24 protein-coding genes, 2 tRNA genes and 1 other RNA gene are annotated in these 26,905 nt (G+C 71.0%); 17 read left to right on the top strand and 10 right to left on the bottom strand.

Going from position 1 to position 26,905, the window contains the following annotated elements:
* The first annotated feature begins 2 nt into the window (after positions 1-2).
* The 3 genes from REH65_RS16560 (at position 3) to REH65_RS16550 (ending at position 1,250) form a co-directional block, all read left to right on the top strand.
* Positions 3-491, top strand: coding sequence for a tRNA adenosine deaminase-associated protein (locus REH65_RS16560; RefSeq protein WP_281458362.1), 489 nt, complete (start codon positions 3-5; stop codon positions 489-491).
* The gene (locus REH65_RS16555) at positions 488-1,012 is read left to right on the top strand and encodes a nucleoside deaminase (protein ID WP_406688230.1); all 525 of its coding nucleotides are present in this window, start codon (positions 488-490) and stop codon (positions 1,010-1,012) included. The genes REH65_RS16560 and REH65_RS16555 overlap by 4 nt, the downstream gene beginning before the upstream one ends.
* A 152-nt stretch (positions 1,013-1,164) precedes the next feature.
* Positions 1,165-1,250 (top strand) — tRNA-Ser (locus REH65_RS16550).
* A 109-nt stretch (positions 1,251-1,359) separates the two neighbouring features.
* On the opposite strand, the gene REH65_RS16545 is transcribed toward REH65_RS16550, so the two are convergent.
* Both REH65_RS16545 and REH65_RS16540 read right to left on the bottom strand, forming a co-directional pair.
* Entirely contained in the window at positions 1,360-2,721 is a 1,362-nt protein-coding gene (locus REH65_RS16545; protein WP_406688229.1) for an FAD-binding oxidoreductase, read from the bottom strand.
* Positions 2,722-2,862: 141 nt separating this feature from the next.
* A tRNA-Ser gene (locus tag REH65_RS16540) sits at positions 2,863-2,948 on the bottom strand.
* A gap of 122 nt (positions 2,949-3,070) precedes the next feature.
* On the opposite strand from REH65_RS16540, the gene ffs reads away from it, so the two are divergent.
* Positions 3,071-3,165: signal recognition particle sRNA small type (gene ffs / locus REH65_RS16535), an RNA gene on the top strand.
* Between the two features lie 59 nt (positions 3,166-3,224).
* Complete coding sequence (locus REH65_RS16530; protein ID WP_406688228.1) at positions 3,225-5,444, top strand: DNA polymerase III subunit gamma and tau; 2,220 nt, start codon at positions 3,225-3,227, stop codon at positions 5,442-5,444.
* A gap of 7 nt (positions 5,445-5,451) precedes the next feature.
* Here the strand turns inward: REH65_RS16530 and REH65_RS16525 are convergent, their stop codons facing one another.
* A complete protein-coding gene (locus REH65_RS16525) occupies positions 5,452-7,254 on the bottom strand; it encodes a S9 family peptidase (RefSeq protein WP_406688227.1) in 1,803 nt (600 codons plus the stop codon).
* A gap of 258 nt (positions 7,255-7,512) precedes the next feature.
* Here REH65_RS16525 and REH65_RS16520 point away from each other — a divergent pair, with 258 nt between their 5' ends.
* From REH65_RS16520 to REH65_RS16485, 8 genes are all read left to right on the top strand, one after another.
* Positions 7,513-7,833: a YbaB/EbfC family nucleoid-associated protein gene (locus REH65_RS16520; protein ID WP_281458376.1), complete on the top strand. Its 321-nt coding sequence runs from the start codon at positions 7,513-7,515 to the stop codon at positions 7,831-7,833.
* Between the two features lie 16 nt (positions 7,834-7,849).
* Complete coding sequence (gene recR, locus REH65_RS16515) at positions 7,850-8,446, top strand: recombination mediator RecR (RefSeq protein WP_093422968.1); 597 nt, start codon at positions 7,850-7,852, stop codon at positions 8,444-8,446.
* 371 nt (positions 8,447-8,817) lie between these two features.
* On the top strand, positions 8,818-10,470 hold the full coding sequence (locus tag REH65_RS16510; protein ID WP_406688226.1) for an ABC transporter substrate-binding protein: 1,653 nt from the start codon (positions 8,818-8,820) through the stop codon (positions 10,468-10,470).
* An 82-nt stretch (positions 10,471-10,552) separates the two neighbouring features.
* Positions 10,553-11,563: an ABC transporter permease gene (locus REH65_RS16505; RefSeq protein ID WP_281458639.1), complete on the top strand. Its 1,011-nt coding sequence runs from the start codon at positions 10,553-10,555 to the stop codon at positions 11,561-11,563.
* A gap of 6 nt (positions 11,564-11,569) precedes the next feature.
* The gene (locus REH65_RS16500; protein ID WP_406688225.1) at positions 11,570-12,502 is read left to right on the top strand and encodes an ABC transporter permease; all 933 of its coding nucleotides are present in this window, start codon (positions 11,570-11,572) and stop codon (positions 12,500-12,502) included.
* A gap of 12 nt (positions 12,503-12,514) precedes the next feature.
* The gene (locus REH65_RS16495) at positions 12,515-13,513 is read left to right on the top strand and encodes an ABC transporter ATP-binding protein (protein WP_406688224.1); all 999 of its coding nucleotides are present in this window, start codon (positions 12,515-12,517) and stop codon (positions 13,511-13,513) included.
* A 70-nt stretch (positions 13,514-13,583) separates the two neighbouring features.
* The gene (locus tag REH65_RS16490; RefSeq protein ID WP_406688223.1) at positions 13,584-14,633 is read left to right on the top strand and encodes an ABC transporter ATP-binding protein; all 1,050 of its coding nucleotides are present in this window, start codon (positions 13,584-13,586) and stop codon (positions 14,631-14,633) included.
* Positions 14,634-14,711: 78 nt separating this feature from the next.
* Positions 14,712-14,891: a hypothetical protein gene (locus tag REH65_RS16485; RefSeq protein WP_281458643.1), complete on the top strand. Its 180-nt coding sequence runs from the start codon at positions 14,712-14,714 to the stop codon at positions 14,889-14,891.
* Positions 14,892-14,896: 5 nt separating this feature from the next.
* Here REH65_RS16485 and REH65_RS16480 read toward each other — a convergent pair whose 3' ends face one another.
* Positions 14,897-15,796 (bottom strand): EamA family transporter, encoded by a 900-nt coding sequence (locus REH65_RS16480; protein ID WP_281458644.1) that lies wholly within the window; start codon positions 15,794-15,796, stop codon positions 14,897-14,899.
* Positions 15,797-15,868: 72 nt separating this feature from the next.
* On the opposite strand from REH65_RS16480, the gene REH65_RS16475 reads away from it, so the two are divergent.
* Positions 15,869-16,813 carry a LysR family transcriptional regulator gene (locus REH65_RS16475; RefSeq protein WP_406688222.1) on the top strand — a complete coding sequence of 315 codons (945 nt, stop codon included), beginning with the start codon at positions 15,869-15,871 and terminating at the stop codon, positions 16,811-16,813.
* On the opposite strand, the gene REH65_RS16470 is transcribed toward REH65_RS16475, so the two are convergent.
* Both REH65_RS16470 and REH65_RS16465 read right to left on the bottom strand, forming a co-directional pair.
* Positions 16,803-18,461, bottom strand: coding sequence for a hypothetical protein (locus REH65_RS16470; RefSeq protein WP_406688221.1), 1,659 nt, complete (start codon positions 18,459-18,461; stop codon positions 16,803-16,805). The genes REH65_RS16475 and REH65_RS16470 overlap by 11 nt on opposite strands.
* On the bottom strand, positions 18,458-18,667 hold the full coding sequence (locus REH65_RS16465; protein ID WP_281458647.1) for a hypothetical protein: 210 nt from the start codon (positions 18,665-18,667) through the stop codon (positions 18,458-18,460). The genes REH65_RS16470 and REH65_RS16465 overlap by 4 nt, the downstream gene beginning before the upstream one ends.
* 659 nt (positions 18,668-19,326) lie before the next feature.
* On the opposite strand from REH65_RS16465, the gene REH65_RS16460 reads away from it, so the two are divergent.
* A complete protein-coding gene (locus REH65_RS16460; RefSeq protein WP_406688220.1) occupies positions 19,327-19,959 on the top strand; it encodes a DedA family protein in 633 nt (210 codons plus the stop codon).
* Between the two features lie 52 nt (positions 19,960-20,011).
* Here REH65_RS16460 and leuA read toward each other — a convergent pair whose 3' ends face one another.
* On the bottom strand, positions 20,012-21,805 hold the full coding sequence (leuA, locus tag REH65_RS16455; protein ID WP_281458649.1) for a 2-isopropylmalate synthase: 1,794 nt from the start codon (positions 21,803-21,805) through the stop codon (positions 20,012-20,014).
* Between the two features lie 252 nt (positions 21,806-22,057).
* On the opposite strand from leuA, the gene REH65_RS16450 reads away from it, so the two are divergent.
* Both REH65_RS16450 and REH65_RS16445 read left to right on the top strand, forming a co-directional pair.
* Entirely contained in the window at positions 22,058-22,408 is a 351-nt protein-coding gene (locus REH65_RS16450) for a hypothetical protein (RefSeq protein WP_406688219.1), read from the top strand.
* A 375-nt stretch (positions 22,409-22,783) separates the two neighbouring features.
* Positions 22,784-24,586 carry an FUSC family protein gene (locus REH65_RS16445; RefSeq protein ID WP_406688218.1) on the top strand — a complete coding sequence of 601 codons (1,803 nt, stop codon included), beginning with the start codon at positions 22,784-22,786 and terminating at the stop codon, positions 24,584-24,586.
* An 11-nt stretch (positions 24,587-24,597) separates the two neighbouring features.
* Here the strand turns inward: REH65_RS16445 and REH65_RS16440 are convergent, their stop codons facing one another.
* The 3 genes from REH65_RS16440 to REH65_RS16430 form a co-directional block, all read right to left on the bottom strand.
* On the bottom strand, positions 24,598-25,692 hold the full coding sequence (locus REH65_RS16440; RefSeq protein ID WP_406688217.1) for an aminotransferase class V-fold PLP-dependent enzyme: 1,095 nt from the start codon (positions 25,690-25,692) through the stop codon (positions 24,598-24,600).
* A 214-nt stretch (positions 25,693-25,906) separates the two neighbouring features.
* Positions 25,907-26,530, bottom strand: coding sequence for a permease prefix domain 1-containing protein (locus REH65_RS16435; protein ID WP_406688216.1), 624 nt, complete (start codon positions 26,528-26,530; stop codon positions 25,907-25,909).
* A complete protein-coding gene (locus REH65_RS16430) occupies positions 26,527-26,859 on the bottom strand; it encodes a PadR family transcriptional regulator (protein WP_406688215.1) in 333 nt (110 codons plus the stop codon). Before REH65_RS16430 ends, REH65_RS16435 begins: the two co-directional genes overlap by 4 nt.
* Between the last annotated feature and the right edge of the window lie 46 nt (positions 26,860-26,905).

Below are 26,905 nucleotides of genomic sequence, written 5' to 3'. Positions count from 1 at the left end.
CCATGACGGTGCAGGAGCCGGTCGCTGGCTTCGCCGTCGCCGTGGTCCGAGAAGACGGGCGGTGGCGGTGCAGCGCGATGGACAACTCGGTGCTGACCGGCCTTGACGCCTCGATCACGGCGTTGCGCGAGCTGCGTTCCACCGGCGCGGTGTTCGGAATGTGCAATGTGGACGACGAGTTCTTCGTGCTGATCAGGCCGGTGCCCGGCGGCGTGGACCTGCTGGTGTCCGACGCCGCGGCGGCGCTCGACTACGACATCGCCGCGGACGTGCTCGACCTGCTGCGCGTCGATCCTCCGGACGAGGACGACGAGGAGGTCTGGCCGGAGGGCAACCTCGCGGTCCTGTCCGACCTGGGGCTCCCCGAGGGCGAGCTGCTGGTCATCATCGAGGAGGTCGACCTCTACCCGGACGAGCAGCTGGAGATGATCGCCCAGCGCTGCGGGTTCGGTGACGACTTCTCGGCCCTGTTGGAGAAGATGGAGCGGTGAACACCACCGAGGCCCGTCCCGGCGACGTCGAGCTGGTGCGGGCCGCGTTGCGGGTGGCCGCCGACGCGCCGGCCACCGGCGACGTGCCGATCGGCGCCGTCGTCGCCGACGCCGAAGGCCGGGTCATCGCCGAGGCGTGCAACCGCCGCGAGGCCCACGGCGATCCCACCGCTCACGCCGAGGTCCTCGCCCTGCGCGCCGCCGCGCGGGCGCACGGCGACGGCTGGCGCCTGGAGGGCTGCACCCTGGCGGTCACCGTCGAACCCTGCACCATGTGCGCGGGCGCGCTCGTGCTGTCCCGGGTGGCGCGGGTCGTCTTCGGCGTCTGGGAACCGCGCACCGGCGCGGTCGGATCGCTCTGGGACGTGGTCCGCGACAACCGGCTGAACCACCGCCCCGAGGTCGTCGGCGGCGTCCTCGCCGACGAGTCCGCAGCCCTCCTCGAATCCTTCTTCACCACCCACCGCGAGGTCCGTCCCGGGAGTGGGGCGTCACCAGGGGACAGTTTTAGCCATAATTGACCGGACAAAACGGACATCGATCATGGTCAGTTATGGCTAAAACTGTCCGACTCCCGCACCCGCACCCGGGTGACCAGGGGTGACGACCCCGGAGGGCTCCGGGGTGCCCCCCGGTCGCAGTCGGTGAGGAGGGTGCCGGTAGCCTTATCGGCGGTAGCGTGTCCGAGCGGCCTAAGGAGCGCGCCTCGAAAGCGCGTGTGGTTAACAGCCACCGTGGGTTCGAATCCCACCGCTACCGCTCGGCAGAGGGCCGGTCCCATCGGGACCGGCCCTCTTGCGTGTCCGCGCCCGGGGCGGTGGATCTTGGTGAGTCCTGCCGAGCCGTTCCCGTCGGTCCGTCCCCGAGCTCACGGGATGATGTTCTGGTTCAGGTGGAAGAGGTTGTCCGGGTCGTAGCGGCGCTTGATCTCGGCCAGGCGGTCGTAGTTCTGCCGGTAGTTGGCCTTGACGCGTCCCTGGTCGTCGGCGGCCATGAAGTTGACGTAGCCGCCCTCCTCGGAGTGCGGAGCGGTCGCGGCGTAGTAGTCCCGGACCCACTCGATGTTGGCCTCGTTGTCCGCCGGATCCGGCCACATGCCCGCGATCACCGTCGCGAAGTTCGCGTCCCGGTAGGCGAAAGCCGTCTCGTCCGCCGCGACCCGGTGGCAGGCGCCGTCGATCGGGTAGATGTGCACCGTCGAGTTCACCACCGGGACGCGCGGCCCGTGCTGGACGTGGGCGGCGATCATGTCGTCGGTCAGCTCGGTGGCGAAGTTCGCCTTCCAGTAGTGCTGCAGGCCGGGCGGGACGAGGGCGTCGAAAGCCGAGTTGAGCGCCGGGTAGGGCATCGGCCCGACGTGCTCGGCGACCACCGGAGCCAGGTCGCGCAGCGGCGCCACCGCCGCCGGCCCGTCCTCGGCGGGACCGGCCCAGCAGGTCACCACCGCGATGTGCGCGACGCCGTGCCGCTGCTCCGGGATGAACGGCAGCGGCGGCGCGATCTGGAACGCCGGGAACGCACCGAGCTGCTCGGGCGCCTCGGCGATCAGGTCGCGGAAACCGCGCAGCACCTGCGCCGCGTGCTCCAGGTCGAAGAAGATCGGGCCGCCGTAGATCTCGCTCACCGGGCTGAGCCGGTACTCGAAGGACGTCACCGCGCCGAAGTTGCCGCCCCCGCCGCGCAGCGCCCACAGCAGATCGGGGTTGCGCAGCTCGTCGGCCACCACGATCTCGCCGGAGGCGAGCACGACGTCGGCCGAGACGAGGTTGTCGCAGGAGAGCCCGAGACCCCGGGCGAGGTAGCCGATGCCGCCGCCGAGGGTGAGCCCGCCGATCCCGGTGGTGGAGATGATGCCGCCGGTGGTGGCCAGTCCGTAGGCGTGCGTGGCCGCGTTGAAGTCGCCCCAGGTCGCGCCGCCCTCCGCGCGGGCGGTGCGCCGCTCGGCGTCGACGCGGACACCGCGCATCCCGGACAGGTCGGCCACCACGCCGCCCTCGCAGGTGCCGAACCCCGGCACGCTGTGCCCGCCGCCGCGCACCGCCAGATCCACCGCGTTGTCCCGCGCGAAGTCGGCCACCGCTGCCACGTCGCCGGCGTTCGCGCAGCGCACCACGGCCTGCGGGTGCAGGTCGATCATCGCGTTGTACACCACTCGGGCCTGGTCGTAGCCGGGATCGGCGGAGGTGATCACCGGTCCGCGCACCCGTTCCCGCAGTTGTTCGATCGTCATCCCCACGACAGCCGCCTCCGCTCCGCTCGCGCGCGTTCGCCTGGTCCGAACGGTGCGGCCGCAGCGGCCCGCTGCACAGGGGAGTTCTACCCGGAAGACGAGAAAGAGCCCCGGACCGAGTGGTCCGGGGCTCTTCGCGAGCGGAGGATACGGGATTCGAACCCGTGAGGGCTATCAACCCAACACGATTTCCAATCGTGCGCCTTAGGCCGCTCGGCCAATCCTCCGTGCGGAAGCCTATCAGGGGACTCCGGCGATTCCGCTGGGGGGCCTGAGCGGCGGAGAGCGCTGGTGACGCGGGTCGCGGCCCCCGGTTCTTCGAGCTGTCGCGGCGTCTGGGTACACTGTCCGTGGACCTCGTGCGGCGTCCATCCTGTGAACTCCCCCAGGGCCGGAAGGCAGCAAGGGTAAGCGGGCTCTGACGGGTGCACGGGGTCCCCTTACTTTCCGGGGGAAGCTCACCCTCGTCCGAGTTGTCAGTCCGACCGCGTAGGGTTCCGACCGTGGCGCTCGCCCTTTACCGCAAGTACCGTCCGGCGACCTTCGCTGAGGTCGCCGGGCAGGAACACGTCACCGAGCCGTTGCGGACCGCGCTGGCCGCCGGGCGGATCAACCACGCCTACCTGTTCTCCGGGCCTCGCGGCTGCGGCAAGACCTCCAGCGCGCGCATCCTGGCCCGGTCGCTGAATTGCGCCCAGGGCCCGACCCCGGACCCGTGCGGCGAGTGCGACTCGTGCGTGGCGCTCGCGCCCGAGGGCGGCGGCAGCGTCGACGTCGTCGAGCTCGACGCGGCCAGCCACGGTGGCGTGGACGACACCCGCGAGCTGCGGGACCGCGCGTTCTTCGCGCCCGCCCAGTCGCGGTACCGGATCTTCATCATCGACGAGGCCCACATGGTCACCACGCAGGGCTTCAACGCCCTGCTGAAGATCGTGGAGGAGCCGCCCGAACACCTGATCTTCGTCTTCGCCACCACCGAGCCGGACAAGGTGCTCACCACCATCCGGTCCCGGACCCACCACTACCCGTTCCGGCTGATGCCGCCGGGCGTGATGCGCGAGCTGACCGAGCGCATCTGCGACGACGAGGGCGTGAAGGTCGAACCGGCGGTGTACCCGCTGGTCATCCGGGCCGGTGGCGGCTCGGCGCGCGACACGCTCAGCGTGCTCGACCAGCTGCTGGCCGGAGCCGGGGACGAGGGCGTCACCTACGACCGGGCGGTGGCGCTGCTCGGCGTCACCGACGTCGCGCTCATCGACGACATGGTCGACGCGCTCGCCGCGGGCGACGCCGCGTCGGTCTACGCCACGGTCGAGAAGGTGGTGGAGGCCGGGCACGACCCGCGCCGCTTCGGCTCCGACCTGCTGGACCGGCTGCGCGACCTGGTGCTGCTCAGCTCGGTGCCGGACGCGGGCGACCGCGGTCTGGTGGAGACCCAGGGCGACGAGCTGACCCGGATGCAGCAGCAGGCCGAGCAGCTGGGTGCGGCGACGCTGTCCCGGTTCGCCGAGATCGTCCACACCGGACTGTCCGAGATGCGCGGCGCCACCGCACCGCGACTGCTGCTGGAACTGCTGTGCGCCCGGATGCTGCTGCCCGCCGTGTCGGACTCGGAAACCGCGCTGCTGCAACGACTTGAGCGCGTCGAGCGCCGGATGACCATCGCCCCCGGCGAGGCCCCGGCCGCCGAACCCGGTGCGCCTGCGCCCGCCGCGTCGGGTGACGGGGACAAGCCCAAGCGGGTCTTCCAGCGCCCGCACGAGCGCGCCGCCGCCGAGGCCGAGCAGGAGGCGTCCGCGCCGAACCCGGCGGAAACCCCTGCGGCGCAGGAGAAACCCGCTCCGGAACCGGCGCCGCAGCGCGCGCCGGAACCCGAGCCCGCTCCGGCTCAGCCCGCTGAGCCCGCACCGGCCGCCGCTCCTGCGGCGTCCGCGCCGAGCGGGTTCGACGCCGCCGCCGTGCGCCGGGTGTGGACCGACGTGCTGCAGGGCGTGGCCAAGCGCAACCGGCCGACGCAGGCGCTGCTGCTCAACGCCACCGTGCAGGACCTCAACGACGGCGCGCTGGTGCTGTCGATGCCGACGTCCGGGCTGGTCAAGCAGCTCGCGCAGGAACGCCGCTTGAACTTCGTCAAGGAGGCGCTGCGCGAGGTCGTCGGCGGCGAGTGGGACATCCAGTGCGTCGAGGCCGGAGCCGCCCCACCGGCGCGTCCGGCCGCGCCGCCGAAGCAGCCGCCGCAGCGCCGGGAAGCCCCCGCGCAGCCCCAGCAGGCCCAGAACCAGCAGGCGCAGAACCAGCAGGCCCAGAACCAGCAGGCGCAGAACCAGCAGGCCCAGCCCGCTCGGTCCGAGCACGCCGAGCAGCCGAAGCCGCCGGAGGCCAAGCCCTCCGGCAACGGTCAGCGGAATCCCGGTGGTGCGCGCGGTGGTTCGGTGCCGCGTCCGCCGGAGCCCGACGACATCCCGCCCCCGCCGGAACCGCCGGACGAGGAGCCACCGCCGCCGGACGACGTCCCGCCGCCCCCGGAACCCGAGCGCAAGCCGGATCCCCAGCGGAGTCCGGGGCCCCAGCAGAGTCCGGAGCCGCAGGACGAGGAGGACGCCGAGTCGATGATGGCCGAGTCCTCGCCGATGGAGGCCGGTGCGCGCGTCGGCCCGGACCCGGACGCCAGGGCCGTGGAGATGTTCGAGCGCGTGATGGGCGCTCGCCGCCTCGAAGGCTGAACCCGGCTCAGCTCAGCCAACGTCCCAGGAAGTCCAGCGCTTTCGGGTAGGCGTCGAGCCGGTTGGCGCGCTTGGCCAGACCGTGCCCCTCGTCGGGGTAGACGTGGAACTCGCACGGGACGTCGTTGGCGCGCACGGCTTCCACGATCTGCTCGGCCTCGCTCAGCGGCACCCGGGGGTCGTTGGCGCCGTGCAGCACGAACAGCGGTGCGGCGATGGCGGACGCGCGGTTGAGCGGGGACGCGGCGCGCAGGAAGTCGGCGTCGTCGGTGAGGCTGCCGTACTCGCGCTCGCGGTGCGCGCGCCGGTACGGCGCGGTGTTCTCCAGGAACGTGACGAGCGAGGAGATCCCGACGATGTCCACGCCCGCGGCCCACAGCTCGGGCTGGAACGCCAGGCCCGCCAGCACCATGTAGCCCCCGTACGACCCGCCCCACAGCGCCGCGCGGTTCGGGTCGAGTCCGACCGCGGGAAGCCATCGGTGCAGGTCGGCGAGGTCGTCGACGGAGTCGAGCCGGCGGCGGGTGTCGTCGGCGGAGTACCAGCGCTTGCCGTAGCCGGTGGAGCCGCGGACGTTGGGCACCAGCACGGTGTGCCCGCGCGCGACCATCGCCTGCACCAGGGGGTGGAACGCGCGCACCGACTGGCTCTCCGGCCCGCCGTGGATGATCAGCACCGCGGACCCGTCGGGTTCCGCGGGGGCGTAGCGGAAGCACGGGATCTGCTCGCCGTCGCGCGCCGGGACCCGGTGCACGGCGGGTTCGGCCAGGGGTTCGCCCGCCAGCTGCGCCGCGGAGAAGGTGAGCGGCTTGCAGGTCCCGGTCGCGGTGTCGACGAGCAGCACGTCGCCGGGGGTGGTGGGGGAGCTGAACGACACGGCGGCGAACCGGGAGTCCGGTGACCAGGCGGGTTCGGGCAGCGGGTAGCCGCACCAGCCCTCGGCGGGCAGCGCGACGTCCATCAGGTGCTCGCCGGTTCCGGCGTCGTGCAGCGCGAGCCGGTGCGCGCCGTCGACGGCGGTGGTCACCAGCAGGGTCCGCCCGTTGGGGGAGAGCCTGCCGCTGAGGTCGTGGGCGTCGGAGGTGATCAGCCAGCGGCGGTCGCCGGTGCGCGGGTCGAGGCGCGCGATGCCGGTGCGGTCGCGGTCGGCGTCGCTGGTCACGACGAGCCCGGTGGGGTGCCAGCCGGGGTGCAGGTGCCGGGCGGCGAGGTCGCGGCGGGTGAGCTCGCGCCGCCGGTCGGCTCCGGTCTCGGGCATGGTGTCGGCGAGGATCACCTGGTCCGACAGGGGTTTCGCGGCGGGCACGGTGATCGCGGCGAACCGCGAGTCGGGGGAGACCGAGACCTCGGCGACCATGCCGCCCCCGTCGTGGACCACGTGCTCCTCGCCGGTGGCGACGCTGCGGATGATCACGTCGAAGTCGACGCCGTTGCGGCGGTTGGTGGCGTAGACGATGCGGCCGGGCAGCACGTCGAGCAGCCGGTGCACGTGGTCGGGGTCGCGGACCAGCGGTTCCAGCTCGGACAGCGGGGCGGGCCTGCTGCGGCGGTCGTCGAGCCGGAGCAGCGAGAGCTGGCCGCGCTCGTTGCCGTCGCTGTCGTGCTGCACGACCACGGCGCGCTCGCCGGGCAGGTAGCGGCCGGACACGGCGCCGGGGAGGGCGGTCAGCTCGGTGCGCCGGTCCTCGGCGAGCTCCACGAGCTGCACCGAGCCGGACTCGTCGCAGCCCGCGAGCACCCGCCCGTCGTCGGTCACGTCGAACGCGCGCCAGGTGGTCAGGTCCAGCAGCCGCGAGATCTCCAGCGTCACGTGAGCACCTTTTCACGTCGGGTGACGACGACCAAGGGACCGAGCCCCGGTGGAGTTCGCGTGCAAGCGGCGGAGCTGCGAGGCGTGCCCACCGCTCTCGCAGCCGGCGGGCCGCTGAGGTTCCGCTACCCGCACCGCCAAGCAAGGTGAGTTCGGAGTCAATCGCACCAACCTCTACGCTGGACTTGTGCCCCATTGCTGGGGGTATTTGCCCGGCCTACGGAGGAGTCAACGGTGCAGCCAGGTGGCCAGCCGAACATGCAGCAGATCATGGAACAGGCGCAGAAGATGCAGGAGCAGCTGATGTCTGCGCAGCAGGAGCTCGCCGAGGCGGAGGTCACCGGGAGCGCGAGCGGCGGGTTGGTGACCGCGACGGTCACCGGTTCCGGTGAGCTCAAGGGCCTGGTGATCGACCCGAAGGCGGCCGATCCGGAGGACACCGAGACGCTGGCGGACCTGGTCGTCGCGGCCGTGCGCGACGCCAACCGGGCCGCGCAGGAGCTGCAGGCGCAGAAGATGGGCCCGCTGACGGGTGGTCTGGGCGGCGGCCTGGGCGACCTGGGCCTGCCGGGTCTGTGATCCGGGGCGAGTCGACGTGTACGAGGGTCCGGTACAGGATTTGATCGATGAGCTGGGACGTCTTCCCGGCATCGGTCCGAAGAGCGCGCAGCGCATCGCCTTCCACCTGCTGGCCGCGGAGCCGGCGGACGTGACCCGGTTGCAGGAGGTTCTGCAGCAGGTCAAGGAGGGCGTGGTGTTCTGCGACGTCTGCGGCAACGTCTCCGAGGAGCCGACCTGCCGCATCTGCCGGGACGCCCGGCGGGACAAGACGCTGGTGTGCGTGGTGGAGGAGCCCAAGGACGTGCTCGCGGTGGAGCGCACCCGCGAGTTCAAGGGCCGGTACCACGTGCTGGGCGGTGCGCTGGATCCGCTGTCCGGCGTGGGGCCGGACCAGTTGCGGGTCCGGGAGCTGCTGGCGCGGATCGGGACCGACGAGATCACCGAGGTGATCATCGCGACGGACCCGAACACCGAGGGCGAGGCGACCGCGACGTATCTGGTTCGGATGTTGCGGGACTTCCCGGGTCTGAACGTCACCCGACTCGCTTCCGGACTTCCGATGGGTGGCGACCTGGAGTTCGCGGATGAATTGACGCTCGGCCGGGCGCTGTCCGGTCGTCGTTCGATGTAGTACTCGCGAGCACTCCACGCGCGAACAATTCAATACTCGAAAGGGACGGCGCCTTCCTTCTCGGTTTCTCGGGAGGTCAGGCGCCGTCTTCGCGTCGCGAGGAAACAAGTCGCCAACGTCTTGACTGGGCGGAGGAATTCCACTATCCGCCCGCGATTAGCGCAGCTTCCGCAGTTCTGGCAAGGCTTTTCCTTTGTCCGGTTGATGCCCGTTCGGTGAGGACTGCCTAAGTAGCGAGATCGTAACCTTGAATGTTCCATTCCCCTCCTTTCGAGGGTTACTCTCACGGAACTCTGCTGCCTATGGACACAAACGGGTGGGTAAATCCAATGAGTAGAGCTCCATCGGCGCGACGCGGCGGAACCCGCGGAATGCGTCGGATCCTCACGGTCGGCATCGCGTTGACGACGGCTGCGTCGCTGGCGGGCTGCGCGCAATCCGAGCGCGGCGCCGGAGGCGGCGAAGGCGGCACCCTCACCTTCGGCGCGGCGGGTGCCCCGGACCTGTTCGACCCTTTCTACGCCTCCGACGGGGAGACCTTCCGCGTCACCCGGCAGATGATGGACGGCCTGGTCGGCTTCAAGCCGGGCTCGGTCGAGGTCGAACCGGCGCTGGCCGAGAGCTGGGAGCACTCCCCGGACGGCAAGACCTGGACGTTCAAGCTGCGCAGCGGCGTGAAGTTCCACGACGGCACGGACTTCAACTCCGACGCGGTCTGCAAGAACTTCCAGCGCTGGTACAACCAGACCGGGGCCGGGCAGAACAACGCGCTGTCCTACTACTGGATCGAGAACTTCGGCGGCTTCGCCGACGGCAAGGCCCCCTCGCTGTTCCAGAACTGCGAGAACCCGGACCCGACGACCGCGGTCGTGCACCTGACCCGCGCGACGTCGAAGTTCCCCGACCTGCTGGGGCTCCCGTCGTTCAGCATGCAGTCGCCGACGGCGATGGACCAGTACAAGGCCAACGACGTCCAGGCCCAGGGCGACAGCTTCGTCTACCCGGAGTACGCCAAGGCCCACCCGACCGGCACCGGCGCGTTCAAGTTCGACTCGTACGACCAGTCCAACGGCACCATCAAGCTGGTCCGCAACGACCAGTACTGGGGCGAGAAGGCCAAGGTCAACGAGCTGATCTTCCGGATCATCCCGGACGAGACGGTCCGCAAGCAGGAGCTCGAATCCGGGTCGATCGACGCCTACGACTTCCCGAACGCCGCCGACCTCAAGGCGCTGCGCGACGCGGGCAACAAGGTCGAGGTCCGCGACCCGTTCAACATCATGTACCTGGGCATCACCCAGAAGAACAACCCGGCGCTGCAGAACCTGAAGGTGCGGCAGGCGCTGGCGCACGCGGTGGACCGGGAGACGCTGGTCAAGGCCAACCTGCCGGAAGGCGCCTCGGTCGCGACCCAGTTCTACCCGGACAACGTCGACGGCTACGCGCCCGACGTGCAGCAGTACCCGCACGACCCGGCGAAGGCCAAGCAGCTGCTCGCCGAGGCGGGCGCGTCGAACCTGACGCTGAACTTCTACTGGCCGACCGAGGTCACCCGGCCCTACATGCCGGACCCGCAGGGCATCTACAACGCCCTCGCCGAGGACCTGCGCGAAGCCGGCATCACCGTCAACCCGGTGAGCAAGCCGTGGAACGGCGGCTACATCGACGACGTCGACAACGCCAAGGCCGACATCTTCCTGCTCGGCTGGACCGGTGACTACAACACGCCGGACAACTTCATCGGCACCTTCTTCGGCACCCCGACCAACCGCTTCTACACGGCGGGTTCGCCGTGGGGCGTGCAGCTGGCGGACCAGCTGAAGGCGGCCGACTCGCAACCGGACGAGGCCAAGCGCACCACGATGTACCAGGACATCAACCGCAAGCTGATGTCGGAGTACCTGCCCGCGGTTCCGCTGTCGCACTCGCCGCCGGCGATCGTGACCAGCCCGCGCGTGCAGGGCCTGGTGACGTCCCCGCTGACCGCCGAAGAGTTCGCCTCGGTGAGCGTCTCCGATCAGTGATCACTCCCAGCGTCGCGCGCGAGACCGGCGAGGTCTCGCGCGCGACGCTGCGGATCGCTGACTTGAACACGGGGGTTTTCGCGTGCTCCGCTTCACTGTCCGACGGCTGGCGCAGCTGGTGCTGGTCGTCTTCGTCCTGTCGATGCTGCTGTTCGCCTGGCTGCGGATGCTGCCGGGCGGGCCGGTGTCGGCCCTGCTGGGCGACCGCGCCACACCGGCCGCGCGGGCGCAGCTCGAGAAGGACCTCGGGCTGGACCAGCCGATCTTCGTGCAGTACTTCAAGTTCCTGGGCCGTGCCGTCACCGGCGATTTCGGCACGTCGACCGGGGTGCAGCGCGGTGACTCCGCGCTGGAGGTGTTCCTGACCCGCTTCCCGGCGACGCTGGAGCTGTCCGTGCTGGCGCTGGTGCTCGCGGTCGCCATCGGCATCCCGATGGGATATCTGGCGGCCCGCAAGCGCGGGGGCTGGCTGGACAACCTGAGCATCACCTGGTCGCTGGTGGGCGTCGCGGTGCCGGTGTTCTTCCTGGCGTTCCTGCTGAAGTTCGTCTTCGCCATCGAGCTCGGCGCGCTGCCCGCGTCCGGGCGGCAGGACTCGGCGATCAACGCCACCCGGGTCACCGGCTTCTACATCCTCGACGGGCTGCTGACCCGCGAGTGGGACGCCTCCTGGAACGCGTTCGTGCACCTCATCCTGCCCGCGATCGCGCTGTCGACGATCCCGTTCGCGGTGATCTTCCGGATCACCCGGGCCGCGGTGCTCGACGTGATGGACGAGGACTACGTGCGCACCGCGCGCGCGAAGGGCCTGGGCCAGATGGTGATCCGGCGCCGCCACATCCTGCACAACGCCATGCTGCCGGTGGTCACCACGATCGGCCTGCAGACGGGAGCGCTGCTGGCGGGGGCGGTGCTGACCGAGCGGGTGTTCAACATCGCCGGCATCGGCCAAGCCGTGGCGATCGGCTTCGAGCGCAAGGACTTCCCGGTGCTGCAGGTGGTGATCCTGGCGTCGGCGATGGTCTACGTGCTGGTCAACCTGGTCGTCGACCTCTCGTACGCGTTGATCGACCCCCGACTGCGGACACGGTGAGGGACGATGGTGCTGAACACGCAGCGCAAGGACAAGCTCGACGCGCTGGCGGACACGGCCTCCGACGCCGGGGTCAGCCTCGCCGCGTCCGCGTGGCGACGACTGCGCCGCAACCCGGTCTTCATCGTCGGCGCGCTCGTCATCGCGGGGTTCGTGCTGCTGGCCCTGCTGGCTCCGCTGCTCGCCCCGCACGACCCGGCGCAACGCCTGCTGGAATCCCAGGTCTCGCGCGCGGAGAACGCGATTCCCCCGGCGCAGCCCGGTTTTCCGCTCGGCGGTGACCAGTACGGTCGCGACCTGCTGTCCCGGTTGCTGCTCGGTTCGCAGCAGACGCTGCTGGTGGCGGTGCTGGCCACGGTCATCGGGCTCGGCGGCGGGCTGGTGCTCGGCCTGCTCGCGGGTGCGTTCGGCGGCTGGGTGGACGCGGTGGTGATGCGCATCGCCGACGTGATGCTGTCGGTGCCGTCGCTGCTGCTGGCGGTGTCGATCGGCGCGCTGTTCGCCGAGCAGACCCAGTTCACCGTGATCCTGGCGGTGGCGATCGTGCAGATCCCCATCTTCGGGCGCCTGCTGCGCGGCACGATGCTGGCGCAGCGGGCCAGCGACCACGTGCTGGCGGCGCGGGCGCTCGGGGTGAAGGAGAGCGCGATCGTGTTCCGGCACATGCTGCCCAACGCGCTGGGGCCGGTGATCGTGCAGGCCACGCTGGTGCTGGCGGTGGCGATCATCGACGCGGCGGCGCTGTCCTTCCTGGGTCTGGGCGCGGCTGACGACTCGGTGCCGGAGTGGGGCCAGATGCTCGGCGGCGCGCAGGACATCATCGACTCGCATCCGCAGCTGGCGTTCTGGCCCGCGGGGTGCATCATCCTGGTCGCCTTCGGGTTCACGCTGGTCGGCGAGTCGCTGCGCGACGCGCTCGACCCGAAGCGGCGCCGGTGAGGGGAGAAGGCAATGGCACTGCTGGAAGTTCGCGACCTCTCCGTGGTCTTCGCCCGCAAGGGCGAGCCGCCGGTGACCGCCGTGGACGGGATCTCCTTCGACGTCGAGCCGGGCAGGACCGTGGGCCTGGTCGGCGAGTCCGGCTGCGGCAAGTCGGTGACCTCGCTGGCGATCATGGGTCTGCTGCCGGCGCGCGGCGCGGAGGTGTCGGGGTCGGTGACCTTCGACGGCACGGATCTGCTGACGCTGCCGAAGAAGGAGCTCGACGCCCGGCGCGGCAAGGACCTGAGCATGGTGTTCCAGGACCCGCTGACCTCGCTGAACCCGGTGGTGCCCATCGGGTTGCAGGTCTCCGAGGTCATCGAGCGGCACCGGGGTCTGCCCCGCAAGGAGGCGATGCCGGAGGCTGAGGAGCTGCTGCGCAAGGTCGGCATCCCGGACCCGGGGCGGCGGTTGAAGGAGTACCCGCACCAGCTCTCGGGCGGGATGCGGCAGCGGGCGCTGATCGCGATGGCGCTGGCCTGCAAGCCGCGGCTGCTCATCGCCGACGAGCCGACGACGGCGCTGGACGTGACGATCCAGGCGCAGATCCTGCAGCTGCTCTCGGACCTGGTGGCCGAGACCGACACCGCGCTGATCATGATCACGCACGATCTCGGCGTGGTGGCGGGGTTGTGCGACGAGGTGAACGTGCTCTACGCCGGTCGCGTGGTGGAGCGCGCGGCGCGGCACGAGCTGTTCGCCCGCCCCAAGCACCCCTACACCTCGGGCCTGCTGTCCTCCATCCCTCGGCTGGATTCGCCTCGCGGGCAACGGCTTTCGCCGATCGCCGGGTCGGTGTCCGACAACATCCCGTGGGACACCGGGTGCGCGTTCTGCCCGCGCTGCCCGAACGCGATCCAGGTGTGCGAGCAGGAGACCCCGGAGGTGAGCATCGACGCGGGGGCGAGGCTCCTGCGCTGCCACAACCCGGTCCGCGAGCCGATCTCGAACAGCGTGGAGGCGTCATGAGCGACAATCTCTCCCCCGGCGCTCGTGCAAGCCGACCGGGTGCGGGTGTCCCGCGGAACACGGAGGCGTCATGAGCGAGGACGTGCTCGTCGATCTCGACGACGTGCAGGTGCACTTCCCCATCAAGAAGGGGGTCGTGCTCGACCGGACCGTGGGGCACGTGTACGCCGTCGACGGCGTCTCGCTGACGATCCACCGCGGTGAGACCTACGGTCTCGTCGGCGAATCCGGTTGCGGGAAGTCGACGTTGGGGCGCGCGGTGCTGCGGCTGGAGAAGCCGACCGGCGGGAAGGTCGTCTTCGACGGCACCGACCTGTCCGGCATGAAGGGCGAGAAGCTGCGCACCATGCGACGGCGGATGCAGATGGTGTTCCAGGACCCGCTGTCCTCGCTCGACCCGCGCCAGTCCGTCGAATCGCTGCTGGTGGAAGGCATGCGGGCGCACGGCCTGGCGGGGGACAAGGCGGCGACCGACGAGCGGCTGCGGGAACTGCTGGACGCGGTCGGCCTGCCGCCGACCGCGCTGCGCAAGTACCCGCACGAGTTCTCCGGAGGCCAGCGCCAGCGCATCGGGATCGCCCGGGCGCTGTCCGTCGGCCCGGACCTGGTCGTCGCCGACGAGCCGGTGTCTGCGCTGGACGTGTCGGTGCAGGCGCAGGTGCTCAACCTGCTGGAGGACCTGCAGGAGGAGTTCGGGCTGACCTACCTGGTCATCGCGCACGACCTCGCCGTGGTGCGGCACATCGCCGACCGGGTCGGCGTGATGTACCTGGGCGGCATCGTCGAGGAGTCCACATCGGACTCGCTCTACGCGCAGCCGCTGCACCCGTACTCCAAGGCGCTGCTGTCGGCGGTGCCGGTGCCGGACCCGCGGGTCGAGGACGGCCGCGAGCAGATCCTGCTCACCGGCGACCTGCCCTCGCCCGCGAACCCGCCGTCGGGCTGCCGCTTCCACACCCGCTGCCCGTGGCGGCAGGCGGAGCGCTGCGACACCGAGCGCCCGGCGCTGCGCGAGCTCGAACCGGGGCACCGGGTCGCCTGCCACTTCGCCGAGCAGATCCGCGACGGCGAGATCCAGCCGCACGCGGTGTCACCTGAAGAGGCCGTCGCCACGGCCTGAGAACCAGGGGTTTCCCGCGAACCGTTTCCCCCGCGGCCGACGTCCACTTAGGATGCTCCGCTGGGGAAGGGAGGTCCCGTGGTGCGGTACAGCAGCGCGCTCCGCTGTTCGGCCTGCGAGCAGCGGGCGATCCTGGAGCGAGCCGTGGCGGCCAAGCTGGTCGCCGAGTCCCACCAGGCGCTGGTGCTCTACGACTGCCCGGTCGGCAACGGCGTCCACGTCAGGAACCCGGGGTTCGAGAAGAGCCCCACGGCCTGAGGGCCTCACACCGGCACGGGTTCCGGTTCCGGTCGTCGCCGGGCGATCCGCATGCTGCCCAGCAGCACCCCGGCGACGACCACCGCGCCCGCGGCGAGCTCGAACGGGTGCGGCCGCTCGCCGAGGAGCAGCCACGCCGTGCTGAACCCGACCACCGGCACCAGCAGCGAGAACGGAGCGACCGTGCTGGCCGGGTAGCGGCCGAGCAGCGTCGTCCACAGCCCCGATCCGATGATCGTGGACAGCAGCGACGTGTAGGCGAGGCCGCTGAGCGCGGCGAGCCCGGTGGGGGAGTCGAGCACGCCGGCGAGCGCGCTCCAGCCGGTCGTCGGCCCCTCGAACAGCGCGGAGGCGGCGAACATCGGGACCGGCGGGACGATCGAGATCCACAGCGACAGGTGCAGCGGGTTCGGCGCCTCTGCCTTGCGGCTGCACAGGTTGCCCAGCGCCCACGAGAACGCGCCGCACAGGGTGATCAGCATCGGCAGCAGCGTCGCGGTCTGCGCGCGGTGGAAGCCGATGGCGATCATGCCCAGCACGGCGGTGGTGATGCCCAGCACCTGGACCGGTGTGAGCTTCTCCCGCAGCAGCAGCGCGCCGAGCAGCACGGTGAACGGCGCCGAGCTCTGCTGCACCAGCGAGGCGAGGCCGGTGGGCATGCCGATCTTCATCGCGACGAACAGGAACGCGAACTGCAGGGTCCCGAAGAACAGGCCGTAGCCGATCAGCCAGCGCCACTCGACCCGCGGGAACGGGATGAAGAACAGGATCGGCAGCAGCACCGCGAAGCGCAGTCCGGCGAAGAAGAACGGCGGGAAGTGCCCCAGCCCCTGGTCCAGCGCGATGAAGTTGCCACCCCAGAGGACTGCGACGACCACCGCCAGCAGGCGATCTCGTGCGGTCATACCGATCAGCCTGCGGTCGGCGTCTGTGAAGCACAAGCAACACTATCCGCAAGTACTCTGTAGGATTCCTCTATGGACGTTCGCAGGCTGAGACTCCTGCGGGAGCTGGCCGATCGCGGCACGGTCACCGCCGTCGCCCAGGCCCTGTCCTACACGCCGTCGTCGGTGTCGCAGCAGATCCGGGCGCTGCAGGCCGAGGTAGGGGTGCGGTTGACCGAACCGGCCGGCCGCGGCCTGCGCCTCACCGACGCGGGCCGGGCGCTCGCCGCGCGCGCCGACGAGGTGCTGGCCGCCCTGGACCGGGCGGAGGCCGAGCTGGACACCTACCGCTCCACGCCGCGCGGCGTCGTGCGCGTGGCGATGTTCCCGTCGGGAGCGTTCCTGCTGCTCTCGGGCCTGCTGCGGCGGCTCGCCGAGCACCCGAAGGTGCGGCTGGAGGCGCGCGACATCGACATGACGCCGTCCGAGGTGACCCGCTTGACGGCGGATTTCGACCTCGTGGTCACGCACCGGGACGACCAGGCGGAGCCGCACGACGGCGAGCGGGTGGCGGTCACGCCGCTGCTGCGCGAGCCGCTGGACGTGGCGATGCCGCCGGGACATCCGCTGGCGGGTCGCGAGCGCGTCGAGCTCACCGAGCTGGTCGGGGAGCCGTGGCTGAGCGTGGACATCGGGTTCCCGGTCGACGACGTGCTGCGCTCGTTGGCGGTGCGCACCGGGGTGCGGCCGACGGTGGTGCAGCGGATCAACGACTTCCGGGTCACCGAGGCGCTCGTCGCCGCAGGTCATGGCATCGCGCTGCTGCCGCGCTACACGATCGACAGCGCGCAGCTGGTGATGCGCCCGCTGGCCGGGGTGCGCGCGGGCCGCAACATCGAGGTCGTCTCCCGCAAGGGAGCAACCGAGCGCCCCGCGGTCCAACTCGTTCTGGACGCCCTCATCGCGGAAGCGCGCTCCCGGACAGGGGACAGTTCCAGTGAGAACTGTCCGGGCAAAACGGACATGATCACGGGGTGATTCGAGGAAGAACCGTCCCCTGCGGCGGTGCGTTCTCCGCGGCCCAGCGGCAGATCGCGCCCAGCTCCGCCGAGTGCTCGGCGAGGGTGTCGTCGACGACGCTGACGACGGGGAGGTGGCCCTCGCGCGCGACGTCGGGTGGCCTGGGGATGAAGCCCTTCTCGTGGACGCCTGTGCTGCCCGGGCCAGGGGCGCCTTCGGCGAGGTGGCCGGTGGTGCGGGCGTAGCGCGAGAGGACGCGGGGTTTGCGCAGGTCGCGGTCGGTGCCGAACCACTGCTGGCTGAGCGGGAACAGCCCGCTGAGCGCGTCCCACCAGCCCTCGGCGGCCAGCACCAGGCCCGGATGACGCCGGCGCAGCTCGGCGACCAGCAGCCGGTACCCGTCGAACACGTCGTGGCGGGGGTCGTCGAAGTAGTAGCCGACGGTGTCCAGGAACGCCGCGTCCACGCCGAACTCGTCCACGATCGCCGAGATCGACTCCACCAGGTGCGCGCGGAACCCCGGCTCGCCCGGGTTGAGGAACACCTGGTCTCCCTCGCCCGAGCGGTCGGAGTCCCAGTCGGGGCGGTTGAGCAGCTCCGCGTACCGGTCGGTGTCGTTGCGCATCACCGCCCGTTCCCAGTCCGGGTACTGGACGGCGTTGGCGCCGTGCCCGCCGAACATCGGCATCAGCCGGAACCCCAGCTCGCGGGCCGTGCGGACCAGCTCGGCGAACCCCTCGTCGCCGCCGAGATCGGGTCCGGGCCGGTAATTCGGGTAGGCGTAGTAGTAGCGACCCTCCCAGCCGGGCAGGTAGGCGAGCGCGCGATGCGGGTCGATGTGCCGGGCCACGAACCGGAGGGCCTCGCTCATCTGCGCGAACGTGTTGAACACGTAGCCGGTCCAGTGCTGGCCGTGCAGCGTGACGACCAGCGCGACGTCGCGCAGCCAGTCGGGCACGTCGGTCCGCGACTCCCACGGCACCAGCCCGTGCGCCCGCTCGGTGAAGCTCAGGTGCTCGTCCAGGTCGGCGTCGACGTCGGCGTCCGGCCGGAACCGGATCTCCGGGACGCGGCAGGTCGTCTCCCGCGCGGAGGCGGCGGGCACGTGCACCAGCTCCACGATCGGTTCGGGCGAGTGGGCGGGGCGGTTGACGTGCAGCACGTGCCTGCGCACCTGCGGGTCGCGGACGCTGAGCGTCGAGCAGCGCGGCTCCTCGCCGACCGCGACCCACGGCGTCGCCCAGTCCGGGCTCGGGTGCTCCAGCTGGAACCGCTCGTGGTGGAGCTGCGAGCGGCCGGTGTTCGGCGCCCACCAGCCCTCGGCGAGCCGGTCGGCGGGCAGACCGCGCAGCAGCAGCTTGACGGCCTTGATCGGCTCGTCGTGCCGCGCCGTGATAGCCCAGGTCAGGACGCCGCCCTCGGCTCGGACCTCGACGTCGACCGCACCGGCGTCGACGGCCCGCTGCCGGCCCAGCGAGGCGTAGCCGGTGCGCACGCGCACGCGATCGACCTCGACGAGCGGTTCGGCGGGGCGGAGCCCGTAGCCGTTGGTGGTGGTGAACACCTGCACCGACCAGCGCGGCCCAGCGGGCGCGGACCCGGGAGCGGGAGAGGGGAAGAGCGGATCGCGGGGATCGAAGGAGAGATCGGTGTCGATCAGGCTCATCCCGGCACCGCGTAGCCGAGCGCCTTGTCCACCAGGTCGGCCAGGCCCTCGGCCTCGTCGGCCGTGAAGATCAGGGTGTCGCCGGGAGGGAGCACGATGCCGACGCGGTCACCCATGACCAGCACGGTCACGTTCCCGTCGCCGCTCGTCGTGGCGCACTCCAAGCGCCACCGCAGCTGCTCCGTCGGATCTTCGGTCGGCCACATAGCCACATCACTGAACCGTGCAGACCGACGAACATCAAGTTTCGTAGACCGTTCGAGTGAGGCCCCCGGACCGTCAGGCAAGCACCGAAGGTGCTTCCTCAGTACCCCACCTGAGCAACCGGCACCGCCGCGGGTTCTGAGCGCCTTCGTGGCGAGTACGCCGGGACGCCGCGTATTCACGTACTCAAGGAGCGGCGCACGGAGTCCACGAAGGCGCTCAGGTTCCGCTACCCGCACCGCCACGCAAGGCGACCACGATCAGGAGAAAGAAGAAGAAAAGGAGAAGCGGCTTCGGGTGCCCCGACGTGTCCCCCGTCTTCTCCCGGAGGCCGCTTCTCCTGATCCAGTTACCCCAGGGGTGACGCCTGATCCCCTGACATCCCCTCGACGTGCTTCCATCGTGCCGGTTCTTCCCGCTCGGCAATACCGACTTTGGTCGAGTGAATACCCCGATTTAGCGGGTGGTGATCGCGTGTTCCGGGTGGTCCGTGCGGCGCAACCGCCCCTTAGCCCGTTCGGGCAGGTCCTGGTCCGCTGTGTCCTGTTGCCGCTGCTATGCCCGTGACCGGCGATTTTCCGCCACCCCGTGCCCGGCGGCGGTCGGGTTCGGGTCCGTACCCTTGGCGGAAGCCGAACTGCTCCTGTCCCGACCAGAACGGATGTCCATGATCGAGTGGCTGAACACGATCCCCGCCGGGGTGATCTACCTGATCGTTGCCGGGGTCATCGGGCTGGAGAGCGTCGGCATCCCGCTTCCCGGCGAGATCCTGCTGGTCAGCGCGGGTGTGGCTGCATCGCACGGGGTGATCAACCCGGTGCTGCTGGGCACCTTCGCCGCGCTCGGGGCGATCGTGGGCGACTCGATCGGCTACGCCATCGGCAAGCGCTTCGGCCGCCGTCTGCTGACCTGGCTGGGCACCAAGCTGCCCAAGCACTTCGGTCCCAAGCCGCTGGCCCAGGCGGAGGGCCTGTTCGAGCGCTGGGGCGCGTGGACGGTCTTCGGCGGCCGGTTCGTGGCGCTGCTGCGCATCCTGGCCGGACCGCTGGCGGGCAGCCTCGGCATGCCCTACCGCAAGTTCCTGCTGGCCAACGCCACCGGCGGCATCGCGTGGGCGGGGCTGGTGACCGCCCTGTCGTACGCGTTCGGCCTGGTCGCGGGCCAGTGGTTCCACCGCTTCTCGTGGATCGGGCTGGTCATCGCGGTCGCCTTCGCCTGGTGGAGCACCCGCATCATCCAGAAGCGGGTCGAGCGCGCGGAGCGCCAGGAGGAACCGGAACCGGCCCAGAGCTGACAGCAGAACACCCCCGGCGCCGCGAGCGCCGGGGGTGTTTCCGCCAGAGGGGTCAGCGGGAGGCGCGGTTGGCGGCCGAGACGACCGCCTGCAGCATCGCCGCGATGGTGGAGGTGTCCACGCCGACGCCCCAGAAGACGTCGTCGCCCACCGCGCACTCCAGGTAGGCCGCCGCGCGCGCGTCGTCGCCCGCGGTCAGCGCGTGCTGGTGGTAGTCCAGGACCCGGATGTCGTAGCCGACGGTGGTCAGCGCGTCGACGAACGCCGAGACGGGACCGTTGCCGCGCCCGGTGATCTGCCGCTCGTCGCCGTCCACCACGACCGTGGCCGTGATCGTCTCGTTCCCGGCCTCACCGGAGGAGCTCTGCCGGACCAGCTTCAGCGGCGCGGTGGCCTCCAGGTACTCGGCGGAGAACGCCGTCCACATCGCGGCCGGGCTGACCTCGCCGCCCTCGTCGTCGGTGTGGCTCTGCACCGCCTTGGAGAACTCGATCTGCAGCTTGCGCGGCAGCTCCAGCTGGTGCTCGGTCTTCATCACGTACGCCACGCCGCCCTTGCCGGACTGCGAGTTGACCCGGATGACGGCCTCGTAGCTGCGGCCCACGTCCTTGGGGTCGATCGGCAGGTACGGGACCTCCCACGGGTGCTCGTCGACGTTGACCCCGGCCTTGTCGGCCTCGGCGCGCAGCGCGTTCAGGCCCTTGTTGATGGCGTCCTGGTGGCTGCCGGAGAACGCGGTGTAGACGAGCTCGCCGCCCCACGGGTGCCGCTCGGCGACCGGCAGCTGGTTGCAGTGCTCGACGGTGCGCTTGACGTAGTCGATGTCGGAGAAGTCGATCTGCGGGTCGATGCCCTGGCTGAACAGGTTCATGCCCAGCGCGACCAGGTCGACGTTGCCGGTGCGCTCGCCGTTGCCGAACAGGCAGCCCTCGATGCGGTCGGCGCCGGCCTGGTAGCCCAGCTCAGCGGCGGCGATGCCGGTGCCGCGGTCGTTGTGCGGGTGCAGCGACAGGATCACCGAGTCGCGTCGGGCCAGGTTGCGGTGCATCCACTCGATGGAGTCGGCGTAGACGTTCGGGGTGGCCATCTCCACGGTCGCGGGCAGGTTCAGGATGACCGGTTTCTCCGGGGTGGGCTGCCAGATCTCGGTGACCGCGTCGCAGACCTCGACGGCGTAGGACAGCTCGGTGCCGGTGTAGGACTCCGGCGAGTACTGGAAGCGGAAGTCGGTGTCCGGGTACTTGCCCGCCAGCTCCAGGGCCAGCTCGGCGCCCATCTTCGCGATCTTCTTGATGCCCTCCTGCTCCTCGCGGAACACCACGCGGCGCTGCAGGATCGACGTCGAGTTGTAGATGTGCACGATGGCCTTCTGGGCGCCTTCGAGGGCCTGGAAGGTGCGCTCGATCAGCTCCGGGCGGCACTGGGTCAGCACCTGGATCCGCACGTCGGAGGGGATGGCGCCGTCCTCGATGATCTCGCGGACGAAGTCGAAGTCGGTCTGGCTGGCGGCCGGGAAGCCGACCTCGATCTCCTTGAAGCCCATCTGCACCAGCAGCTCGAACATGCGGCGCTTGCGCGCGGGCGACATCGGGTCGATCAGCGCCTGGTTCCCGTCGCGCAGGTCGACGGCGCACCACAGCGGGGCCTGGGTGATCCGCTTGTCCGGCCAGGTGCGGTCGGGCAGGGATACGTCCTCGACCAGCTCGTGGAACGGCTTGTAGCGGTGGAAGGGCATCGAACTGCCCTGCTGCGGGTTCCACGACGGCTGTCCGGCGGGCGCGGGCTTGGCGGGTTTGCGCACTCGTCCGGCGAAGGGGGCCTGCGCGTCGGGGGTGTTGCTGCTCATCAGAGGGGTTCTCCTGGTCGCTTACCGGTTCACGGACTTGAGGTGAGACCGGCGCGTTCGTACCCCGCGACGAGGGGCCGGTCTAGGAGACCCCGTCGCGGCGGCGAAGCAGGAGAACGCGAGCCACGGACCCAGGCTAACCGCATCAGGGGCCCGCAGTGCAAGCGGCCGTTCCAGATGCTGGGAGGCCCGTGGCGCGCCCCGCGTGAATGACCCTCCCGGATCGGCCCGGTCTCGTGCCACACTGATCTCGTGACCGAGGACGTTCGTGCGGGTGCCCACGAGGGCGGTGTGCGGCGCGCTGACCTGCGACGCGGGTGGGGGCGCTTCGTCGACGTGCTGATCCAGGTGGTCCGCTGGGCGGGCCTGGTGTGCGCGGCGCTGCTGGCGATCCATGTGATCCTCACCATCGGCAGCGCGAATCCGGACAACGGGATCACCCGTTTCGTGGCCTCCGCGGCCGATCCCCTCGCGCTCGGGTTCCAGGACCTGTTCACCCCGGCCGACCCGCAGCTGGCGGTCCTGCTCAACTACGGCATCGCCGCGGTCTTCTGGCTCGTCGTCACCTCCCTCGCCACCAAGATCCTCGCCGCGCTGCGCTGAGGCCGGGGGAAGTTTTCATGAAAACTTCCCTCCCCACGAGGCCACCACCAAGACGAAGTTTTCATGAAAACTGTCCCCTCCCCAACGAGGCAAAGTCCGAAGTGGACGTTCTCGGGGAGGTTCCTGACCTCGTGGGTCACCTCTCGAAAAGGAAGTTTTCATGAAAACTGCGCACGTCGACGAGGTGTCGTTCGAAGGGGAGGTTTTCATGAAAACCTCCCTCGTCCACGGACGTCGGGGGTGGGTGTGACCGACACCGTCGTGTGATCCCGGTGGTGGAATCAGGGTCGTGATCGCCGGAGCTGGGAGGATCGGGCGTGTACCCCCGGTCGCTCGGCGTGGAGCGCAGGCCACGGCGACCCGAAGGGATGACGGTTGAGCACCGGCGCGCTCCCGAGACTCGAAGCACCACCGTGGTTGCGGCACATGCTGCGCCCGATCGCCATCCCCACCGACTGGACCCGCGTGGCCGTCGCCGCCGCGGGCGTCGGAACACCGCAGGTGCTCGGCCTGGTCACGGGGGCCGTCGACGCGGCCGTGGTGGCCTCCGTCGGGGCGCTGTGCGCGAGCTTCTCCGACGTCACCGGCTCCTACCGGTTCCGGCTGCGGCGACTGGTGATCGCCGCGGTGCTCGGGGCGATCGGCTTCGCCGCCGGAGCCGCCGCGCCCGGCCCGCTGTGGGCGATGGTCGCCGTGCTGGCCGTGTCGGTCCCGTCGGTGCTGAGCAGCAGGCTGGGGGAGCTGTGGGCCTCCGGCGGCGCGCACATGCTGACCTTCTGCGTGGTCGCCACCGGCCAGCGCTCGGCGGTGCTGCCGGTGCCCGAGCAGGTCGGCTGGTTCCTCGCCGGGGAACTGCTGGTCGTGGCCCTGGCGGCGGCGACGTGGCCGCTGCGCGGCACGGCTCCCGCCCGGGGCGCGGTCGCCGACGTCTTCACCGCGATCCTGCGGATGCTCGGGCCGGGTGACGCGGTCGCCGCCCGCCGGCACCTGACCCGGGCTCTCAACACCTCGCACGACGTGCTCATCGGCGGTGCGTCGATGTCGCGCAGCCGCGTGCGCGACCGCCTCCACCTGGTCCACCTGCGCGCGACCCCGGTGGTGGAGGCGGCGGTGTCGGTCGCGCACGCCGGCCTGACCCCGCCGCCGCGCACCCGCGAGGCCCTGGCCGAGCTCGCCCGCTGCGTCCGCACCGGCGACACCCCACCCCGGTTCCAGCCCGGTGAGCACGATTCCGCGCTGCTCGCGGCGCTGGACGAGGGCATCGCCGAGCTCGTCGACGCCCTCCGCGAGGTCAAGCGCCAGCAGGCACCCGGCGCGCCGAGGCGGCGGCCGAGCATCGGCGCCACCACCTGGTTGCTGGCGCTGCGGATGCTGCTGTGCCTGGCGCTGGCGGAGGGGTTCGGGTTGGTCGCGGGCCTGGACCAGACGTACTGGATCGCGCTGACGGTCGCGCTGGTGCTGCGCCCGAACTCGGGTTCGGTGTTCGCCCGGACCGTGCTGCGCGCGCTCGGCACGATCCTCGGCGTGCTGGTGGCGTGGGCGCTGCTGGCGCTGCTGCCCGCGGGCTGGCTGCTGGTGCCGTTCATCATCGCCCTCGCGGGCAAGCTCCCGGTGGCGCTGAGCAGGCACTACGGGTTGTTCAGCGCGGTGGTGACGGCGCTGGTGCTGCTGCAGATGAGCCAGCAGCAGCAGTTCTACCCGGCGGCGAGGTTGCTGGACACCTTCGTCGGCTGCGCGATCGTGCTGGTCGTGGGGTTCGCGCTGCGCGGGATGCGCACCGGCCCGTCGCTGCGGGACGGTGTCGCCGACGCGGTCGAGTCGGTCGCCGACTACGTGTCGCGGTCGCTGGCGGGCGCCGAGCACGGCCGGTCCGCGCTGCGCCGCCGCACCTACCGGCAGCTCGCCGACCTGCGGTCCCGACTGCAGCAGCTGCTGATGAACCCGACCCATCACGGGGAGGCCGAGGCGTGGTGGCCGACGATCGCCGTCCTGGAGCGGGTCGTCGACGCCGCCACCGAGCGAGCGGTCCGGGCGGGCGAGGCCGATCTGCAGCAGGCGCAGCTGCTGGTCTCCGAGATGCGCACGCTCAACCGCAGGCTGCGCGCCGACCCCGAGGTCGCCCCGGACGCGTTGCGCGCCGACCTCGACGCGATCCACCGGCACCTCGCCACCGCGTGACGAGGAGCGGCTCAGCGGATCTCGTGGAGGGTGGCGTGGAGGCGCTCCGCCGCTTGCCAGACGTCGACGTAGGACAGCCAGGCGGGGGCGAAGTTGAACCGCAGCAGGTCCGGTTCGGCGTACTCGACCAGCACGCTGCGGTCCGACAGCAGGTCGGCGATGCGCTGCGCCTGCTCGTGCCGGAGGCACACCTGCGCCCGGCGCCGGGCGTCGGGCGTGCGCACCTCGACCGCTGCGTCGGCGCAGAACTCGCCGACCCGCTCCAGGAACAGCTCCACCAGGCCGGTGGTCTTCGCCGCGAGCGCGCTCGCCGGGACGCCGTCGAGGATGGCCAGCACGTCGCGCAGCTCGGTCGCCGCGAGCGTCGCGGCCGGTCCGGCGAAGCCCTCCGCCAGCGGGTGCCGCAGACCCCCGGTCGGCGAGGGTTCGTGGTGCCGCTCGGCGACGAAGCCGAACGACGGTGCGGTCGTGCTCCCACCCAGGTACTTGTGCCCGCAGCCGATCGCGAAGTCCGCGTCCCAGCGGTGCAGGTCGACGTCCAGCGCTCCGGCCGAGTGGCTGAGGTCCCACAGCGTCAGCGCGCCGCCGCGGTGGATCTCGGCGGTGATCGGTTCAGCGTCGCGGGCAGCGCCGGAGCGCAGGTCCGCGTGCGAGAGGGCGACCATCGCGACCTGGTCGAGGTCCAGCGCGTCCAGGCCGTCGACGCCGTCGATCAGCTGCAGCCGTCCGCCGATGTGGTCGGCGGCGGACTGGGCGAGGCAGCGGTCGGTGGCGAAGCAGTCGCGGCCCACGGCCAGGACCGGCCGCCCGGGGCGCAGCTTCGCGGCCGCGACCAGGGCCTTGAACAGGTTGATCGAGGTCGACTCGGCGACGGTGAGCTCGCCGGCGGCCGCACCGACCAGCGGGGCCAGCGCGTCGGCCGCCAGCCGCGCCTCGCGCCGCCAGTCCGATTCGCCGGAGGGGCGACCGCTGCGCGGTTCCCAGCGGTGCTGGACGAACCGGCGCAGTCGCGCGGGTGAGGTGCGGGGCATCGGGCCGCCGCTGTGGCCGTCCACGCGGATGACTCCGGGGACGAGGTCGTAGCGCAGGCGCAGTCCAGCGAGCACGTCGGCGTCATCAAGCGCTTCCGCGGTCGTTCTGATACTCGTCCACACGAGTGAAGTCATACCGCATCAACGAACCGCATGTAACCGAAGCGGTGATCAATTGCGGAAAATTGCACGGGGTCGTAATGCGACTGGGGGATTGATCTGGTCCGATCACCAACGCAGCGGACATCGACGCCGAACCGCGCGCCAATTCTGGGAATTCACCGGTCGCTCATTCGACTTGCGCCGCGCACTCCCGGCACACCTTGGCCGAGTACGCCAGCGCGAAGTGCGCCGCGACGGTGCCCGCGGCGAGGAGCAGCAGCAGCGGCCAGTTCTCGGCCGGCGGCAGCGTCGTGGCCAGGGCGATCGACGCCAGCGGCATCGCGATGCTGGCGGCGGTGCCGGTCCAGCCCAGCACCAGCGGCAACCTGCCGGGCACCGCGAGACGGCGGGTGATGACCAGCACCGCGCAGCCCACGACCGCGGCGGTCCCGGCGACGGCGGCGAGCAGCTGCGCGGTCTGCGACGTCGGGACGCTCTGGTCGCGGCCGATCGTGGAGGCCAGCCGCCAGCCGCCGAGCAGCACCGGCACGGTCACCAGCAGCGCGAACGCGGTGTGCCGGGTCTGGGCGACGGTGAGCTCCCGCTGGCAGCTGGGCGCGACCTCGGCGGGCGTGCCGAACTCGCGCACCGCGTCCTGCACGGCCTGCTCCGGCGGCAGGCCCGCGTCGGTGCGCGCGGTGACGGTGTCCGTGAGCCCGTCGCGGATCTCCTGGACCATGCGGGCCTTGACCCGCGCGGGTCCGCGCAGCTCCGCGGCGAGCTCGTCGACGTAGGTCTCGATGGCGTTCACGCTGGGCTCCCTGGGTTGAGCACGGCGCCGATCGCGGCGGTGAACGCCCGCCAGCCGGCCCGCTCTCCGGCCAGACTGCGCCGCCCGGCGTCGGTGAGCCGGTAGCAACGCCGACGCCGCCGCTGTCCGACCGCTTCCCAGTTGCTGGCGAGCAGGCCGAGGCGTTCGAGGCGCTTGAGCGCGGGGTAGATCGTCCCGGTGCGCAGTTCGAGCGCGCCGCCGCTGCGGTTCATGACCGAGGTGATGATCGCGTAGCCGTGCAGCGGGCCGGGTTCGAGCACGGCGAGCAGCAGTCCGTCCAGGTGCCCTCGCACCGCGTCCGCCTTCATGCGACTCACCATATCGGGTGACCAGGTCGTGTCAGGAGGCCTTGTG

Source organism: Saccharopolyspora sp. ID03-671 (assembly GCF_045278815.1).
GTDB lineage: Bacteria > Actinomycetota > Actinomycetes > Mycobacteriales > Pseudonocardiaceae > Saccharopolyspora > Saccharopolyspora ipomoeae.
Note: the sequence above shows the minus strand (reverse complement) of the source record. Positions and strands in the feature narration are given on the sequence as shown.